Below are 13,941 nucleotides of genomic sequence, written 5' to 3' on the forward strand. Positions count from 1 at the left end.
CGCACGCCACACGCGATGACGGTCGTCAGTCCGCGGGCAGGTGGGAGCGCAAGGTCGTGGCGAAGTCCTCGGCGATGCGCAGCTGCGCGCGCAGTTGCTGGCAGCGTTCGTCAGCGGCCGTCCAGAACTCGGACAGCCGATCGAGGTGCTTGTCGCGGTCGGGGTCGTCGCCGGCGGACAGCGCGTCGAGGATGCCGAGCAGCTCGCGCATCTCCTCGAGCTGGAAGCCCAGCGGCTTCATCCGCTTGATCACGTCGAGGCGCTGTACGTCAGGCTCGGTGTAAAGACGGAACCCGCCCTGGCTGCGTGCGCTCGGCACCACCAGGTCGACCTCCTCGTAGTACCGGATGGTGCGCAACGACAGACCGGTCCGCTCCGCCACCTCACCGATCTGCATGTGCTCGCCCACAACATCCCTTCCCGAACCGCGCCACGATCCCGTCATTCTGGCATCACGCGCTGCGTCCGTGCCTCATGCGCACTGCCGGGCCGGCATCAGATTACCGTGACGTGAGGGTAGAGTTTGGCGCAAGTTGCCTACCCGAAGGATCGCGAATGACCACCGCCACCCCGGCGACCGCCTCGTCCGCAGCCGTGCTCGCGGAAACGGAACGCAGGCGCACCTTCGCGGTGATCAGCCACCCCGACGCGGGCAAGTCGACCATGACCGAGGCGTTGGCGTTGCACGCGAAGGTGATCTCCGAGGCTGGCGCGGTGCACGGCAAGGCCGGGCGGCGCGGTGTGGTGTCGGACTGGATGGAGATGGAGAAGGCGCGTGGGATCTCCATCACCTCGGCGGCGTTGCAGTTCTCCTACCGCGACTGCGTGATCAACCTGCTGGACACTCCTGGGCACGCGGACTTCTCCGAGGACACCTACCGGGTGCTGTCGGCGGTGGACTGCGCGGTCATGCTGCTCGACGCGGCCAAGGGCCTGGAACCGCAGACTCTCAAGCTGTTCGACGTCTGCCGGTACCGCGGCATCCCGGTGATCACGTTCATCAACAAGTGGGACCGCCCCGGCCGGGACGCGCTGGACCTGTGCGACGAACTCGTGGAGCGGATCGGCCTGCAACCAATGCCGCTGACCTGGCCGGTCGGCGACGCGGGGCACTTCCGCGGCGTGCTCGACCGGCGCGGTGGGCACTTCGTGCGCTACCAGCGCACGGCCGGTGGCGCCACGGCCGCCGCGGAGGACCACCTACCGCCGGGGCAGGCCGAGGCAGAGGAAGGCGCACAGTGGGCACGAGCCTGTGAGGAGGCCGAGCTGCTCGCCGCGTCCGGTGGAGAGTTCGAGCCGGCGCGGTTCCTCGACGCCACGGCGACACCGGTGCTGTTCGGTTCCGCGGTGCTCAACTTCGGTGTGCGGCACCTGCTCGACCTGCTCGTCGAGCTCGCGCCACGCCCCACCGCGCGGCCCGACGCCGACGGCACGCCGCGAGAGCTGGACGCGCCGTTCTCGGCGTTCGTGTTCAAGGTGCAGACCGGCATGGATCCCGCGCACCGCGACCAGGTCGCGTTCGCACGCGTGTGCTCAGGGGTGTTCGAACGCGGCATGATCGTCACCAACGCGGCCACGGGCAGGCCGTTCGCGACCAAGTACGCGCAACAGGTCTTCGGCCAGCAACGCTCCACATTGGACACTGCCTTTCCTGGCGATGTGATCGGACTGGTCAATGCCACCGCCCTGCGGGTCGGTGACACGTTGTACGCGGGCAAACCCGCCGTGCGGTTCCCCGGCCTGCCCAGCTTCGCCCCGGCGCACTTCGCCGTCGCGCGGCCCGCGGATCTCAGTCGCTCCAAGCAGTTCCGCAAGGGCATCGAACAGCTGGAGTCCGAAGGCGTGGTGCAGGTGCTGCGTTCGCTGCGCCGCGGCGACGGCGCGCCGGTGTTCGCCGCGGTCGGCCCGATGCAGTTCGAGGTCGCCGCACACCGCCTCGACGCCGAGTTCAAGTCCCCGGTGCGACTCGAACCGTTGCCCTACACCGTTGTGCGCCGCCTGGCCGACCCGCAACAACGGTCCCTCGTGGACGGCGGCCGCAGCGAGGTCCTCACCCGTACCGACGGCGCCGACCTCGCGCTGTTCGTGGACTCGACCGCGCTGGGAGTGATGCGGCGCCTGCATCCCGACGTGCGGCTGGACCCTCTCGTCGCGGGGGCAGACGACTGACCGCTCGCCGCTGGGAGAAGTCCTGATCTCGTTCCGCTCGCTCACGCAGTCCGGTTTCTACGGCTGGCACGTCGTCGGCTGGTCGACGCTGCTCGTCGCACTCACCGCACTCGGACAGACCGCCGCCGTGTCGATGTTCGTCGACCCGATGATCACCGAACTCGGCTGAGCCGCAACGGCTGGTCAGCGGTAGGCAAAGTGCACGCCTCCGCAGGCACCCATCCGGAGTTCGCGTCGGCCACACGCTGAGTGCTGGTGCCGGATTCGCAGGACGGTCCACACCCACAGCCAGCACCCGCCGCACTGTCGAACAGTGCCCGCAAGATCGGGACCGGCTGGGCGCCAACGGCCGTCGCGACCTGACTGTTGTCAACGATTGCGAACAGCGTCGGCGTCGAGGACACCCCGAACCTCGCCACCAGTGTGGGGTTCTCGTCAGCGTTGACCTTCACCAACCGCACGCGCGACGCGAACTCGGCCTCGAGGTCGTCCAGGAGTGGCGCGATTCTGCGGCAGTCGCCGCACCGGGTCGCGTAAAACTCCACGACCGCCGGATCCGGTGACGACCCGACCAGCTGCTCCAACGTCGCGTCGGTGACCTTCCACCGCCATGTCGCACACCTCTGGAGAACTCATGCAGAACCGACACTGACAACGCTAAGCCGGTACCCAAGTACTGCCTTCAACGAGACCTGCGTCACATCGGTAGTGGACCAGGCTTATGAACGCGTGTTGAGGAGCCGTTTGACCACGTGGGTGGCGTCGCGGCCGACACCGCGCAGAGTCGCCGATGAGAGGCTGCGCTGCCATTCCAAGCCGACGAGGCCCAGGTCGGCATGGTGGCGAGCGACGCCTCGGTCGTGTGCGGTGTCAAGGCCGTGCAGGTAAGGCAAGTCCGGGCGGTAGCCGGTCGCCAGAATGATCGTGTCGACGTGCTCGCGCTGGTCGTCCGGCCAGATGACCTTGGAGCCCTCTATTGCGGCGAACATCGGGCGGCGGTCTGGACGACAGGTTTCGAGCGCGGTGCGGTAGCGGCCGGTGTCGAGCACAGGAGTGGTGAACCCGTCCGGCAGCCAGGGACCGATCGGCAGGGTGTCGAGGCCGGTGCGGTCGAGCCAGAAGTGCAGGTCCCGGCCGAACGGGCGTTGTGCGGAGAACTTCACCGGCTTGCGGGTGGCGAGGGTGACATGGGCGTGCTCGGCGAGCTCTGCGGCGATCTGGACTGCGGAGTTGCCCGCGCCGACCACGACGACGCGTTGCCCCTGAAAAGGCTCGGGGGTGCGGTACTGCGCGGTGTGCAGGACGGTGCCGGGGAAGTCGTCGAGGCCGGGTAACGCAGGTCGGTGCGGGTTGCCGAAGCCGCCGGTGGCGGCGATGACGATCGGAGCGCTGAACGTCGTGCCGTCCGCTGTTGCGACGCGGAAGTCGTTGTCGCGCACCACCTTGGCAACTCGTTGTCCGGTGCGAATGTCAGTGTCGAGGTGTGCGGCGTAGGTGCGGAGGTAGTCCACGACCTCGTCGCGGTGCGGGTAGTGCTCGGGATCGCCGGGGAACGGCAGGCCCGGCAACGCGCTGTATCGCGCTGGGGAGAACAGGGTCAGGCTGTCGTAGTAGTGCGGCCAGGAGCCGACCGGTTCGGCACCTGCTTCGAGCACGAGCGGGCGCAAACCTTGGATGATCAGTGCGTGGGCAGCGGCGAGTCCGGACTGGCCGGCGCCGATGACGATGGCGTCGTGGCAGTTCATTTGGGCACCTCGAAGTAGCCGTCACCGCGTGCGGCGACGGTTCTGATGGCGGGGAGCTAGTTGGTGGTGCGGCGTTCGAGGAACACGGTGTCGCGCCACACGCCGTGGTGTTGCGCGATGCGTTCGCGGACGCCGAGGGTGCGGAAGCCCGCGGAGTGGTGCAGGGCGAGGCTTGCGCGGTTCTCCGGGAAGATCGACGTCTGCAACGTCCACAGACCGGCCTCGTCGGCGGCCATGACCTGTTGGCGTAGCAGGGCTTTGCCGACACCGCGGCCACGGGAGTCCGTGCCGACGTAGACGGAGGTTTCGGCGACTCCCGCGTAGCAGTCCCGTGCCGACACCGGTGTCGCTGCTGCCCAGCCTGCGACGGATCCGTCGACTTCGGCGATCCAGCGGTGGTCCGGCAGCCACTTGGCGTCCAAGGACTTCCGGCTCGGTACCTCGGTCTCGAACGTTGCGTCGCCGGTGGCGATGCCCTCGCCGTAGATGCGCCGCACCGCGGCCCAGTCGCCCGGTTCGAGCTGTCGCACCAAGACGTCGGCGGGCACGTCGGTGGGGCAGCAGGGGCGGGCTTCAAGTACGCCCATCACGACGTCGGCCGCGTGCGGGAGTCCGGTGCAGCAGTTCGGGTTCACGGTCACGCGGGTGGCCGTGCCTTCCTTGTGCAGCAACAGGAACCCGACGTCGGCGAGCTTGCGCACGTGGTGCGAGCAGGTCGACTGGCTGATGCCGAGCAGTTCCGTCAGTTCTCCGACCGTCATGGACCGGCCGGCGGTGGCCACGGCGTGCAGAAGGCGTACGCGGGTGGGTTCGGCAAGGCTTGCGAACCACTCCGAGTAGGTGGCGGCGTCCTGTGTCTCGAGCAGGCGAGGACCGGGCACGGTGACCGTCATGCCGCAAGTATCGACACAAATCGATGGTTGTGTCAATCGATTTGCGTCGATAGAGTCGGCTAAGTTGATTCGAAGACCTTCGATGCAAGGGGTGTGCGGTGAACGAGTTGCCAGTCGTCGTGGTGGGTGCCGGACCAGCGGGTTTGTCTGCCGTGGCGCGCCTGGTCGAACGTGGTGAGCGCCCGATCGTGCTGGAGGCGGGCGACCGTGCCGGCGCCGCGGTGTCGCAGTGGAACTACGTCCGGCTGTTCTCCAAGTGGAGCGAGCTGGTGGATCCGGCGGCCGCCCGTCTGCTGGAACCAACGGGTTGGGTGCGGCCTGACGGTGACACGTATCCGACCGGGGCCGAGTGGGCGGAGCTCTACCTGCGGCCGCTGGCTGAAGCGCTGGGTGACCGCGTGCGGTTCGGTGCGCGCGTTGTGGGTGTCGCGCGGCGCGGCCGGGACCGGGTCGTCGACGCCGGTCGTGAGGACGAGCCGCTGACGGTGCACGTGCAGACGTCCGATGGGGAGGAGCGGATCACGGCGCGGGCGGTGATCGACGCGTCCGGTACCTGGGGTTCGCCGAATCCGCTGGGCGGTGACGGGCTTCCCGCGGTGGGCGAGAAGGCGGCTGCTGCGCGCATCAACTACAGGGTTCCGGATCTGGCCGTGGAACGGGAGCGGTACGCGGGCAAGCGGATCGCGGTCGCGGGCAGTGGGCACTCGGCGCTGACCGCGCTGGTCGCCTTCGCCGATCTGGCTGAGCAGGAGCCGGGTACGAAGATCGTGTGGCTGCTGCGGCGCGGTGCGGTCGGCAACGCGTTCGGCGGCGGCGAGTCGGACCAGCTGCCTGCTCGCGGTGCGTTGGGATTGCGGGCGAAGAAGGCCGCGGAAGCCGGCCACATCGAGACCGTCACCGGTTTCCGGACCGAGGTTGTCGAGCAGATGGGCGACGGCACGCTGACGCTGGAGTCCTTCGACGGCCACAAGATCGACGGGATCGACGAGGTCGTTGTGCTGACCGGGTTCCGGCCGGATCTGTCGTGGTTGTCGGAGATCCGGCTCGAACTGGACCCGGTGCTGCAGGCGCCGACGAAGCTCGCGCCGTTGATCGACCCGAACGTCCACTCGTGCGGCACCGTCTACCCGCACGGTGAAGCGGAACTGCGCCACCCCGAGCCCGGTGTGTACCTGGTGGGCATGAAGAGCTACGGGCGTGCACCGACGTTCCTGTCGCTGACCGGCTACGAACAGGCGCGTTCGGTGGTGGCTGCGATCGCGGGCGATCACGAGTCGGCGGGACGGGTGGAGTTGGTGCTGCCCGAGACCGGGGTCTGTGGTGGTGCCGGAGTGTTCGACGCACCTCAAGAAGCCAAGAGCGAGGGCGGTTGCTGCGGTGCGCCTGAGTCGGTTGACGTGACGATCGGTCTCGCGCCAAGTGCACGTTGAGACGGTTGCGGCGCAGCCTGGTGTTGACGCCGGGCTGCGCAGCGTGCTGATCGTGTTGTGCACGACCGAGATCATCAGTTGGGGCGTGTTGTTCTACGCGTTCTCCGTGCTGTTGCCGACGATCAGCGCGCAGACGGGCTGGTCGCTTGCTGCGATCACTGCGGGCTTCTCCGCCAGTCAGGTCGTGGCGGCGCTCGTGGGCGTGCCGGTGGGCAGGCTGTTCGATCGGCGCGGGCCTCGTGCCATCATGACGACAGGCTCGATCATCGCTGTTCCGGCGTTGGTCGCGCTCGCGACAGCGGAATCGCTCGCGTGGTTCACGGCTGCGTGGTTGGTGGCCGGCGTCGCGATGGCCGGGGTGTTCTACGCGCCCGCGTTCGCCGCGCTCACCCGGTGGTGCGGGCCGCGGCGGGTGACGGCACTGACGCGGCCACGTTGGTCGCGGGGCTTGCCAGCACGGTGTTCGCACCGCTGACCGCCGTGCTCAACACCTATCTGGACTGGCGCGGTACGTACCTCCTGCTGGCCGGATTCCTCGCTGTCACAACGATTCCCCTGCACCTGTGGGGTCTGCGGCTGCCTTGGCCGCAGATAGAGCACGAGACCGAACACCATCCGTCCGCAGTGGCGCGCAGCAGGCCGTTCCTCGTGTTGACGATCGCGATGAGCCTGGCGGCGTTCAGCGTCTACGCGGTCGTGGTCAATCTCGTGCCGCTGCTGATCGAACGTGGCATGTCGACATCCACGGCCGCAGTAGCCCTGGGCCCCGGTGGGGTGGGTCAGGTCCTCGGGCGGCTCGGGTACGGCAGATTGACCGCGAAGACGTCGGTGCGGACGCGGACCGCGCTCGTATTGTTCGCGAGTGCGGTGATCACGACGTTGCTGGGTGTGGTGCCTGGACCGGCTTTGCTGCTGATCGCCGGTGCGGTGCTTGCCGGTGTCGCACGCGGGATCTTCACGCTGGTGCAGGCGACCGCGATCACCGATCGTTGGGGAGCGGTCCACTATGGACGGCTGAGCGGCTTGCTCGCGGTGCCGGTGACGTTGACCGCTGCGATCGCGCCGTGGGCGGGCAGTGCCATGGCTTCGTGGTTCGGCGGCTACCCGGCGGTGTTCATCGTGCTGGGGGCGATCGGGGTGCTGGCGGCCGGGTTGTCGGCCGCCAGCGTGCCGCGTCAGTCGAGCAGTTCGGCGACCAGGCCGCGGACGCGGCGGTCGATCTCGTCGCGGATCGGGCGGACCGCGTCGATGCCCTGGCCCGCCGGGTCCTCGAGCTGCCAGTCGAGGTAGCGCTTGCCGGGGAAGACCGGGCAGGTGTCGCCGCAGCCCATCGTGATTACCACGTCGGACGCCTCGACGTCCTCGGTCGTGAGCTTGGACGGCACCTCGGCGGTGATGTCCAGGCCCCACTCGGCGAGGGCGTCGGCGGCGGCCGGGTTCACCTTCTCCGCGGGCGCCGAGCCGGCGGAGCGGACCGCGATCCTGCCCATGCCGTAGTGCTGCAGCAGCGCCGCGGCCATCTGCGAGCGGCCGGCGTTGTGCACGCAGACGAACAGCACTTCAGGGGTCTTGGTCACGACGATCTCCTCGTGGCGGCATTGGCGTTGGTTCGATAATGCCCGATCCAGGTGAACGGTTGGTGACACGCTTCGTCACGTCACGTAGAGCTACAGGCCACTCACTACCAGTGCGCCACAGGCGGTGAACCAGATGCAGGCGAAGGTCTTGCGGGTCAGCTGGCGGGCACTGCCGCGTGCGGCGTCGTGAGCCTGGGACAGGCTGGCAACGCCGAGGGCGAAGGTCATCACGACGCCGACGGTGCCCAGGAGGGTGACCAGCAAGACCTGCAGCATCAGTCGCCCAGCAGTTCCGCGAGCAGTCCGCGGATCCGGCGGTCGATGTCGTCGCGCACCTCGCGCACGCGGTGCAGCGGGGCGCCGACCGGGTCGGCCACCTCCCAGTCGAGGTAGCGCTTGCCGGGGTACACGGGACAGGAGTCGCCGCAGCCCATCGTGACCACGACATCGGCGGCGCGCACGACCTCGTCGGTGAGCGGCTTCGGAAACGCCTGCGTCAAAGAGACGTTCAGCTCGGCAAGCGCCTCGGTGATCTCCTTCGGGATGGAACCGCTCGGCTGGCTGCCGGCGGAGCGCACCGCGACCTTGCCGAACGCGTGGTGCTCCAGCAGCGCGGACGCCATCTGCGAGCGGCCGACGTTGTGGACGCAGATGAACAACACCTGCGGCACCTCGACCTTGGTCAGCCCCTGCGCGCGGCCGTAGTCCGTCAGGCGCTGCTTGGCGAAGCGCGCGGTGAGCGTCGCGAGGTGCGTCTTGATCGTCGCGTTCGCGTCGAGCAGGCGGTAGGTCTCGTCGACGAAGCGCTCGATGGTCTCGCGGCCGAACACGCCGTGGAACTTGTCGGCGAGCTCATCGGTGATCCGGAGCAGTTGGGCGGTGAGCTCGTGCTGGGGCAGGCCGCCTGCGCGCGTCATGTGAGGTCTCCTTGGACCGAAGATTGTCGATATAGAGCACATCGGTTGCATCGACTTTTGTCAATCTAGGTCATACCCTCGGGCCATGGTGGAGCGTCGCGGTGAACTCCAGGTGGACAACGGCGGCCACGAGCGCTGCGTGTCACTCGGCCAGGGCGTGGATGCCGCCGAGGCAACGAGCATCGCCGAGTTCTTCAAGGCGCTGTCCAGTCCCGTCCGCCTTGAACTGCTCCGCCTCCTGCAGGCCGCTCCCAGCGGTGAATCGTGCGTGTGCGACCTCGTCGACAGTGTTGGCCTGAGCCAGGGGACCGTCAGCCATCACCTGCGTGTCCTCGCGGAGGTCGGCCTCGTTCGCGGCGAGCGCCGCGGTACCTGGGGTTGGTATGTCGCGATCCCGGAGCGCCTGGAAGAGGTTCGCAGTCTGCTCGCTGCGCCGATCGGCGCAAAGTGAACGCGCGTTGGATCGAGATTTTTCAACCATAGTTCTCCCTGTCACTCGGTGTTCACCTTCTGTTTAGAACGAGATTCTTCGATGCAGGGGCCCTCGAACGGGGGTTCTCGTCGAAGATCCCGGCCCCGATCCGGGTCCCGAGCAGGAGGCACGTCAGTGACCATCCGCCAGGTGAAGCGTGCGCACGTGTTGTCCGTCGTGGCTGTTGCCGCGCTGACCCTGTCCGCCTGTGGTGGGCAGAACAACGGCAGTGGCTCCGAGAGCGGGGGTGAGCAGCTGTCCGGCCCGGTCGTGATCGACGGTTCGAGCACCGTTGAACCGCTGTCGATCGCCGCGTCCGAGCTGTTCATGGAGAAGAACAGCGGCGTCCAGGTGTCGGTGAGCGCCTCGGGTACCGGCGGCGGCTTCAAGAAGTTCTGCGTCGGCGAGACCGACATCTCCGGTGCCTCTCGCCCGATCAAGGACGCCGAGGGCAAGGTCTGCACGGAGAAGGGTGTCAGCTACACCGAGCTGCAGGTCGCCAACGACGCGCTGACCGTGGTGGCGCACAAGGAGAACACCTGGGCCGACTGCCTCACGGTCACCCAGCTGAAGAAGATCTGGGAGCCCGATTCCAAGGTCACCAACTGGAACCAGGTCGACCCGTCCTTCCCGGACCAGAAGCTCGATCTCTACGGTGCGGGCGCCGACTCCGGGACGTTCGACTACTTCACCGATGTGATCAACGGCAAGGAAGGCGCCAGCCGCAAGGACTACAACCCGACCGAGAACGACAACATCACGGTTCAGGGTGTCAGCGGCTCGAAGGGTGGTCTCGGGTACTTCGGCTTCTCCTACTTCGAGGAGAACGCCGACAAGCTCAAGGCTGTGAAGATCGACGGTGGCAAGGGCTGCGTCGAGCCGTCGGTGAAGGCCGCGCAGGACGGCAGCTACACCCCGCTCGCCCGCCCGCTGTTCATCTACCCTTCCGACGCCGGCCTGAAGAAGCCGCAGGTCGAGAAGTTCGTCGAGTTCTACCTCGAGAAGAACGACGACATCGTCAAGGCCGCCCGGTTCGTTCCGCTGACCGATGATCAGAAGAAGAAGGCCAAGGACGCACTCGCCGCGCTGCAGGCGAAGGCCGCAGGCAAGTGAGCATCAAGACTCGTGACGGTGGCCGCCCGGACTCGGGCGGCCACCCGGTCGCGTGGGAGGGCCCGCCGGTCGACCTGACCGCGCAGAGCCCGCGCATCGGCGAGAAGATCATCAAGGCCGTGCTGGTGAGCGCGGCCGCGTTGTCGGTTCTCGTCACGGTCGGCATCGTCGCGTCTCTGTTCGCGCCGGTCGCCGAGTTCTTCACCCACGTCAGCGTGGGGGAGTTCCTTTTCGGCACTGAGTGGACGGCGCTGTTCGGCGACAAGTTCAACTGGGACGACAAGTCGTGGGGCGTCCTGCCGCTGGTCACCGCGACCTTGATGATCACGCTGATCTCCTTGGTGGTCGCCGTCCCGTTCGGCCTCGGTGCCGCGATCTACCTCAGTGAGTACGCCTCGCAGCGCGTGCGGAAGATCTTCAAGCCGATCCTCGAAATCCTCGCCGGCGTGCCGACCGTGGTCTACGGCTTCCTCGCCCTGACCGTGATCACGCCGATCCTCAAGCCCCTGCTGGGAATCGAGGGCATCTACAGCATGATCTCGCCCGGCATCGTGATGGGCTTCATGATCGTGCCCACGGTCGCCTCGCTGAGCGAGGACGCGATGTCGGCCGTTCCGCTGGCGTTGCGGCAGGGCTCGTACGCGTTGGGCGCCAACAGGATGCAGACCACCATTCGGGTCGTGTTCCCGGCGGCGTTGTCGGGCATCGTGGCCGCGATCGTGCTGGGCATCTCGCGTGCGATCGGCGAGACGATGATCGTCGCGATCGCGGCGGGCAACATGCCGCTGTTCACCGCGGACCCGCTCAAGGGCGCGCAGACGATGACCGGGTTCATCGCGCAGGCCGCGAGCGGTGACACCCCGCACGGAAGTCCGTCGTACTACGCGTTGTTCGCGATCGGCGCTCTCTTGTTCGTGATGACCCTCCTGATCAACGTGATCAGCATCCGGCTGGTCCGCAAGTACAGGCAGGCCTACTGATGACCGCGACGACGCTCGTGCTCGACCAGAGCCTGAAGTCCGGCCGCCGCAAGGGCGTGGGGCCGACCGCGTTCGCCTTTGCGCTGTGGGCGTGCCTGGCGATCATCTGCGTGTTCCTGTTCTTCGTGCTCGCCGTGATCGTCCAGAAAGGACTGGCTCGGTTCGACCTGAACCTCGTCACCGAGCACCCGTCGCGGCTGCGGCCGGACACGTCGGGTGTGAAGTCCGCCCTGTTCGGGACGATCTGGATCATGGTGCTCACGGCGCTGATCGCCTTGCCGTTGGGCATCGCGGCTGCGGTGTACCTGGAGGAGTACGCGGACAACAGCCGCTGGTGGAACCGGCTGATCGAGCTCAACATCCAGAACCTCGCCGCGGTGCCGTCGGTGATCTACGGCATCCTGACGCTCGGGTTCGTGGTGCGCGGTCCGCTGTCCATCGGTGCGGTGCTGCTCGCGGGTGCGATCTCGTTGGCGTTGCTGATCCTGCCGGTGGTGATCATCACCGGCCGCGAGGCACTGCGCGCCGTGCCTTCGGAGATCCGCTCCGGCTCGCTCGCGCTCGGTGCGACGCAGTGGCAGACCACGTGGCGGCAGGTGCTGCCCGCGGCGGTACCCGGCATCGCCACCGGCTCGATCCTCGCGTTGTCGCGTGCGATCGGTGAAGCGGCGCCGCTGCTGCTTGTGGGCGCGACGACGTTCCTCACGTTCAACCCGGACGGCGTGTTTTCCCGCTACACCGTTCTGCCCACCCAGATCTTCAGCCTGGTGCCGCTGGACCGTGTCGAGTTCCGCGACCTGGCCTATTCCACGATCCTGCTGCTGATCATCGTGCTGCTCGTGATGAACGCGCTCGCGATCTGGTTGCGCAACCGCTACCAGCGCCGGTGGTGACACCCCGATGAAGGAGCCAGAAATGACCAGAACGGAGCGGCCAGCGGTGTCCACCGACCAGCGCACGACCCAGGACGACTCCACGCCGGAGAACCAGGTCACCATCGAGCGGTCGAACACCCTCGCGCCAGTGGAGGGAGCACCGGACGGCGTGATCACGCTGAAGGACCTGGAAGTCCTCTACGGCGACTTCCGCGCGGTGACCGACGTGAACATGTCGTTCGGCAGCAGGGAGATCACCGCGTTGATCGGGCCGTCGGGCTGCGGCAAGTCCACGGTGCTGCGATGCCTGAACCGGATGAACGATCTGGTGCCCGGCGCGCGAGTCGAAGGTGCGGTCGCCTACCACGGTGTGGACATCTACGGCGAGGATGTCGACGTCATCGAGGTGCGCCGGCGCATCGGGATGGTGTTCCAGAAGCCCAACCCGTTCCCGAAGTCCATCTACGACAACGTCGCCTACGGCCCTCGGGTCACCGGCATGAAGGTGTCCGACATGGACACCGTCGTGGAACGAGCGCTGCGCGGCGCCGCCTTGTGGGACGAGGTCAAGGACAAGCTCAAGCAGAACGCCTTCGGCCTGTCCGGCGGTCAGCAACAGCGGCTGTGCATCGCCCGCGCTATCGCCACCTCGCCCGAGGTGATCCTGATGGACGAGCCGTGCTCGGCGCTCGACCCGATCGCCACCGCCAAGATCGAGGATCTGATGGCCGACCTCGCCTCGACCTACACGATCATCATCGTCACCCACAACATGCAGCAGGCCGCCCGCGTCTCGCAGCGCACCGGCTTCTTCACCGCCGAGGCCGACGAGAAGGGACACCGCACGGGCAGGCTGGTGGAGTTCGACACCACCGAGCACATCTTCGGCAACCCCTCCGACGCCCGGACCGAGGCGTACATCACCGGACGATTCGGGTAAGCCGTGACGGGCTCTGCGTTGGGGGCTTGGGAGTCCGACAGCTCACAGTTCCACACGCGGCGGCGAGCCTGTCTGGCGAACAAGGGCCGGGTCCAGAACCGGCTCGCCGTCCTCGTGGTGGACCATGACGCCGACGTCGTGCACCAGCTCCTCGACGGGTTCACCGGCCAGCCGGTGGAGCCGCGGGTCTGCCCGGACCCGGCGGAGGCCTTGCTGGTGCTCGGCCGGACGTGTCCGGATGCCGTGCTGCTCGGTCCCGCGGTGGGCAAGCTCGATCCGATCGACTTCCTCACGATCGTGCGCGCGGACGATCCGGACGTACCGGTCGTGGTCGGTGCCGGACCGGGCTCAGGCGACTTCGCGGCGCGGGCCGCGGAAGTGGGCGTGACAGCGGTGGTGCCGCGCCCCTACCGCACCCGTGAACTGCTCGCATTCCTCGGGTCGCTCGCACCGAAGACCGACACGGTGGAGATCCGGCCGATGGTCATCGACCTCGGCCGGCTGCGGGTCGACGGCGCGGTGCCACAGTTCTGGCTCGACGGCGTACTCGTCCAGCTGCCGCCGATGGAGTTCCTCATGCTGCGCTACTTCGCCGAGAGACCCGGCGCCGTGGTCAGTCGCAACGAGCTCGTCGCCACGCTGTGGGCGGACCGGCCCTCGGCGAAGAGCAACACGCTGAACGTCCACATCATGCGGCTGCGCAAGCGGCTGGGTGACGACGACCACAATCCGACGTGGATTCGTGTCGTCCGCGGCCTCGGCTACCAGTTCAGCGTGCCCCCGGTAGGGTCGCGTTCACCGGACGTTCATCCTGTTTGATGAACATGTCA

At 67.6% G+C, this 13,941-nt stretch carries 16 protein-coding genes and 1 pseudogene; 10 read left to right on the top strand and 7 right to left on the bottom strand.

Annotated elements, in window-relative coordinates; all coding sequences use genetic code 11:
* Positions 1-25 precede the first annotated feature (25 nt).
* The gene (locus ABFX45_RS17515; protein ID WP_346131067.1) at positions 26-397 is read right to left on the bottom strand and encodes a MerR family transcriptional regulator; all 372 of its coding nucleotides are present in this window, start codon (positions 395-397) and stop codon (positions 26-28) included.
* A gap of 158 nt (positions 398-555) precedes the next feature.
* On the opposite strand from ABFX45_RS17515, the gene ABFX45_RS17520 reads away from it, so the two are divergent.
* Positions 556-2,169 (top strand): peptide chain release factor 3, encoded by a 1,614-nt coding sequence (locus tag ABFX45_RS17520; RefSeq protein ID WP_346131069.1) that lies wholly within the window; start codon positions 556-558, stop codon positions 2,167-2,169.
* 152 nt (positions 2,170-2,321) lie between these two features.
* On the opposite strand, the pseudogene ABFX45_RS46500 reads toward ABFX45_RS17520, so the two are convergent.
* The 3 genes and pseudogenes from ABFX45_RS46500 to ABFX45_RS17530 form a co-directional block, all read right to left on the bottom strand.
* Positions 2,322-2,759, bottom strand: a pseudogene (locus ABFX45_RS46500) (thioredoxin family protein); the annotation flags it as partial.
* Between the two features lie 129 nt (positions 2,760-2,888).
* Entirely contained in the window at positions 2,889-3,914 is a 1,026-nt protein-coding gene (locus tag ABFX45_RS17525; RefSeq protein ID WP_346131071.1) for a flavin-containing monooxygenase, read from the bottom strand.
* Positions 3,915-3,970: 56 nt separating this feature from the next.
* Positions 3,971-4,807: a helix-turn-helix domain-containing GNAT family N-acetyltransferase gene (locus ABFX45_RS17530; protein ID WP_346131073.1), complete on the bottom strand. Its 837-nt coding sequence runs from the start codon at positions 4,805-4,807 to the stop codon at positions 3,971-3,973.
* A gap of 98 nt (positions 4,808-4,905) precedes the next feature.
* On the opposite strand from ABFX45_RS17530, the gene ABFX45_RS17535 reads away from it, so the two are divergent.
* The 3 genes from ABFX45_RS17535 to ABFX45_RS17545 are packed head-to-tail and all read left to right on the top strand — an operon-like array spanning position 4,906 to position 7,527.
* Complete coding sequence (locus ABFX45_RS17535; RefSeq protein WP_346131075.1) at positions 4,906-6,237, top strand: NAD(P)-binding domain-containing protein; 1,332 nt, start codon at positions 4,906-4,908, stop codon at positions 6,235-6,237.
* Positions 6,238-6,280: 43 nt separating this feature from the next.
* Positions 6,281-6,712, top strand: a complete 432-nt coding sequence (locus ABFX45_RS17540; RefSeq protein ID WP_346131077.1) for an MFS transporter — start codon at positions 6,281-6,283, stop codon at positions 6,710-6,712.
* Positions 6,631-7,527 carry an MFS transporter gene (locus ABFX45_RS17545; protein ID WP_346131079.1) on the top strand — a complete coding sequence of 299 codons (897 nt, stop codon included), beginning with the start codon at positions 6,631-6,633 and terminating at the stop codon, positions 7,525-7,527. The genes ABFX45_RS17540 and ABFX45_RS17545 overlap by 82 nt, the downstream gene beginning before the upstream one ends.
* Here ABFX45_RS17545 and ABFX45_RS17550 read toward each other — a convergent pair.
* The 3 genes from ABFX45_RS17550 to ABFX45_RS17560 form a co-directional block, all read right to left on the bottom strand.
* Entirely contained in the window at positions 7,413-7,814 is a 402-nt protein-coding gene (locus ABFX45_RS17550) for an arsenate reductase ArsC (protein ID WP_346131081.1), read from the bottom strand. The two genes, ABFX45_RS17545 and ABFX45_RS17550, sit on opposite strands and share 115 nt — an antisense overlap.
* Before the next feature lie 90 nt (positions 7,815-7,904).
* Positions 7,905-8,078 (bottom strand): hypothetical protein, encoded by a 174-nt coding sequence (locus ABFX45_RS17555; RefSeq protein WP_346131083.1) that lies wholly within the window; start codon positions 8,076-8,078, stop codon positions 7,905-7,907.
* Between the two features lie 11 nt (positions 8,079-8,089).
* Complete coding sequence (locus ABFX45_RS17560; RefSeq protein WP_346131085.1) at positions 8,090-8,731, bottom strand: arsenate reductase ArsC; 642 nt, start codon at positions 8,729-8,731, stop codon at positions 8,090-8,092.
* Positions 8,732-8,816: 85 nt separating this feature from the next.
* Here ABFX45_RS17560 and ABFX45_RS17565 point away from each other — a divergent pair, with 85 nt between their 5' ends.
* The 6 genes from ABFX45_RS17565 (at position 8,817) to ABFX45_RS17590 (ending at position 13,930) form a co-directional block, all read left to right on the top strand.
* The gene (locus tag ABFX45_RS17565; protein WP_346131087.1) at positions 8,817-9,182 is read left to right on the top strand and encodes an ArsR/SmtB family transcription factor; all 366 of its coding nucleotides are present in this window, start codon (positions 8,817-8,819) and stop codon (positions 9,180-9,182) included.
* A 171-nt stretch (positions 9,183-9,353) separates the two neighbouring features.
* Complete coding sequence (locus tag ABFX45_RS17570) at positions 9,354-10,316, top strand: phosphate ABC transporter substrate-binding protein PstS family protein (protein WP_346131089.1); 963 nt, start codon at positions 9,354-9,356, stop codon at positions 10,314-10,316.
* Positions 10,313-11,296 carry a phosphate ABC transporter permease subunit PstC gene (gene pstC / locus ABFX45_RS17575; RefSeq protein WP_346131091.1) on the top strand — a complete coding sequence of 328 codons (984 nt, stop codon included), beginning with the start codon at positions 10,313-10,315 and terminating at the stop codon, positions 11,294-11,296. The genes ABFX45_RS17570 and pstC overlap by 4 nt, the downstream gene beginning before the upstream one ends.
* The gene (gene pstA, locus ABFX45_RS17580) at positions 11,296-12,189 is read left to right on the top strand and encodes a phosphate ABC transporter permease PstA (RefSeq protein WP_346131093.1); all 894 of its coding nucleotides are present in this window, start codon (positions 11,296-11,298) and stop codon (positions 12,187-12,189) included. The genes pstC and pstA overlap by 1 nt, the downstream gene beginning before the upstream one ends.
* A 22-nt stretch (positions 12,190-12,211) precedes the next feature.
* Positions 12,212-13,111 (top strand): phosphate ABC transporter ATP-binding protein PstB, encoded by a 900-nt coding sequence (pstB, locus tag ABFX45_RS17585; protein WP_346131095.1) that lies wholly within the window; start codon positions 12,212-12,214, stop codon positions 13,109-13,111.
* A gap of 3 nt (positions 13,112-13,114) precedes the next feature.
* The gene (locus tag ABFX45_RS17590; protein ID WP_346131097.1) at positions 13,115-13,930 is read left to right on the top strand and encodes a response regulator transcription factor; all 816 of its coding nucleotides are present in this window, start codon (positions 13,115-13,117) and stop codon (positions 13,928-13,930) included.
* The last annotated feature ends 11 nt before the right edge of the window (positions 13,931-13,941 follow it).

This window comes from Lentzea roselyniae, from assembly GCF_039537795.1.
In the GTDB taxonomy this organism is placed as follows: domain Bacteria; phylum Actinomycetota; class Actinomycetes; order Mycobacteriales; family Pseudonocardiaceae; genus Lentzea; species Lentzea atacamensis.

Excerpts from the sequence above, each read along its gene's own strand:
- ABFX45_RS17565 (WP_346131087.1), top strand. The coding sequence starts at position 8,817 with ATGGTGGAGCGTCGCGGTGAACTCCAGGTGGACAACGGCGGCCACGAG.
- ABFX45_RS17525 (WP_346131071.1), bottom strand. The coding sequence starts at position 3,914 with ATGAACTGCCACGACGCCATCGTCATCGGCGCCGGCCAGTCCGGACTC.
- ABFX45_RS17520 (WP_346131069.1), top strand. The coding sequence starts at position 556 with ATGACCACCGCCACCCCGGCGACCGCCTCGTCCGCAGCCGTGCTCGCG.
- ABFX45_RS17560 (WP_346131085.1), bottom strand. The coding sequence starts at position 8,731 with ATGACGCGCGCAGGCGGCCTGCCCCAGCACGAGCTCACCGCCCAACTG.
- pstA (WP_346131093.1), top strand. The coding sequence starts at position 11,296 with ATGACCGCGACGACGCTCGTGCTCGACCAGAGCCTGAAGTCCGGCCGC.
- pstB (WP_346131095.1), top strand. The coding sequence starts at position 12,212 with ATGACCAGAACGGAGCGGCCAGCGGTGTCCACCGACCAGCGCACGACC.
- ABFX45_RS17515 (WP_346131067.1), bottom strand. The coding sequence starts at position 397 with ATGCAGATCGGTGAGGTGGCGGAGCGGACCGGTCTGTCGTTGCGCACC.
- ABFX45_RS17530 (WP_346131073.1), bottom strand. The coding sequence starts at position 4,807 with ATGACGGTCACCGTGCCCGGTCCTCGCCTGCTCGAGACACAGGACGCC.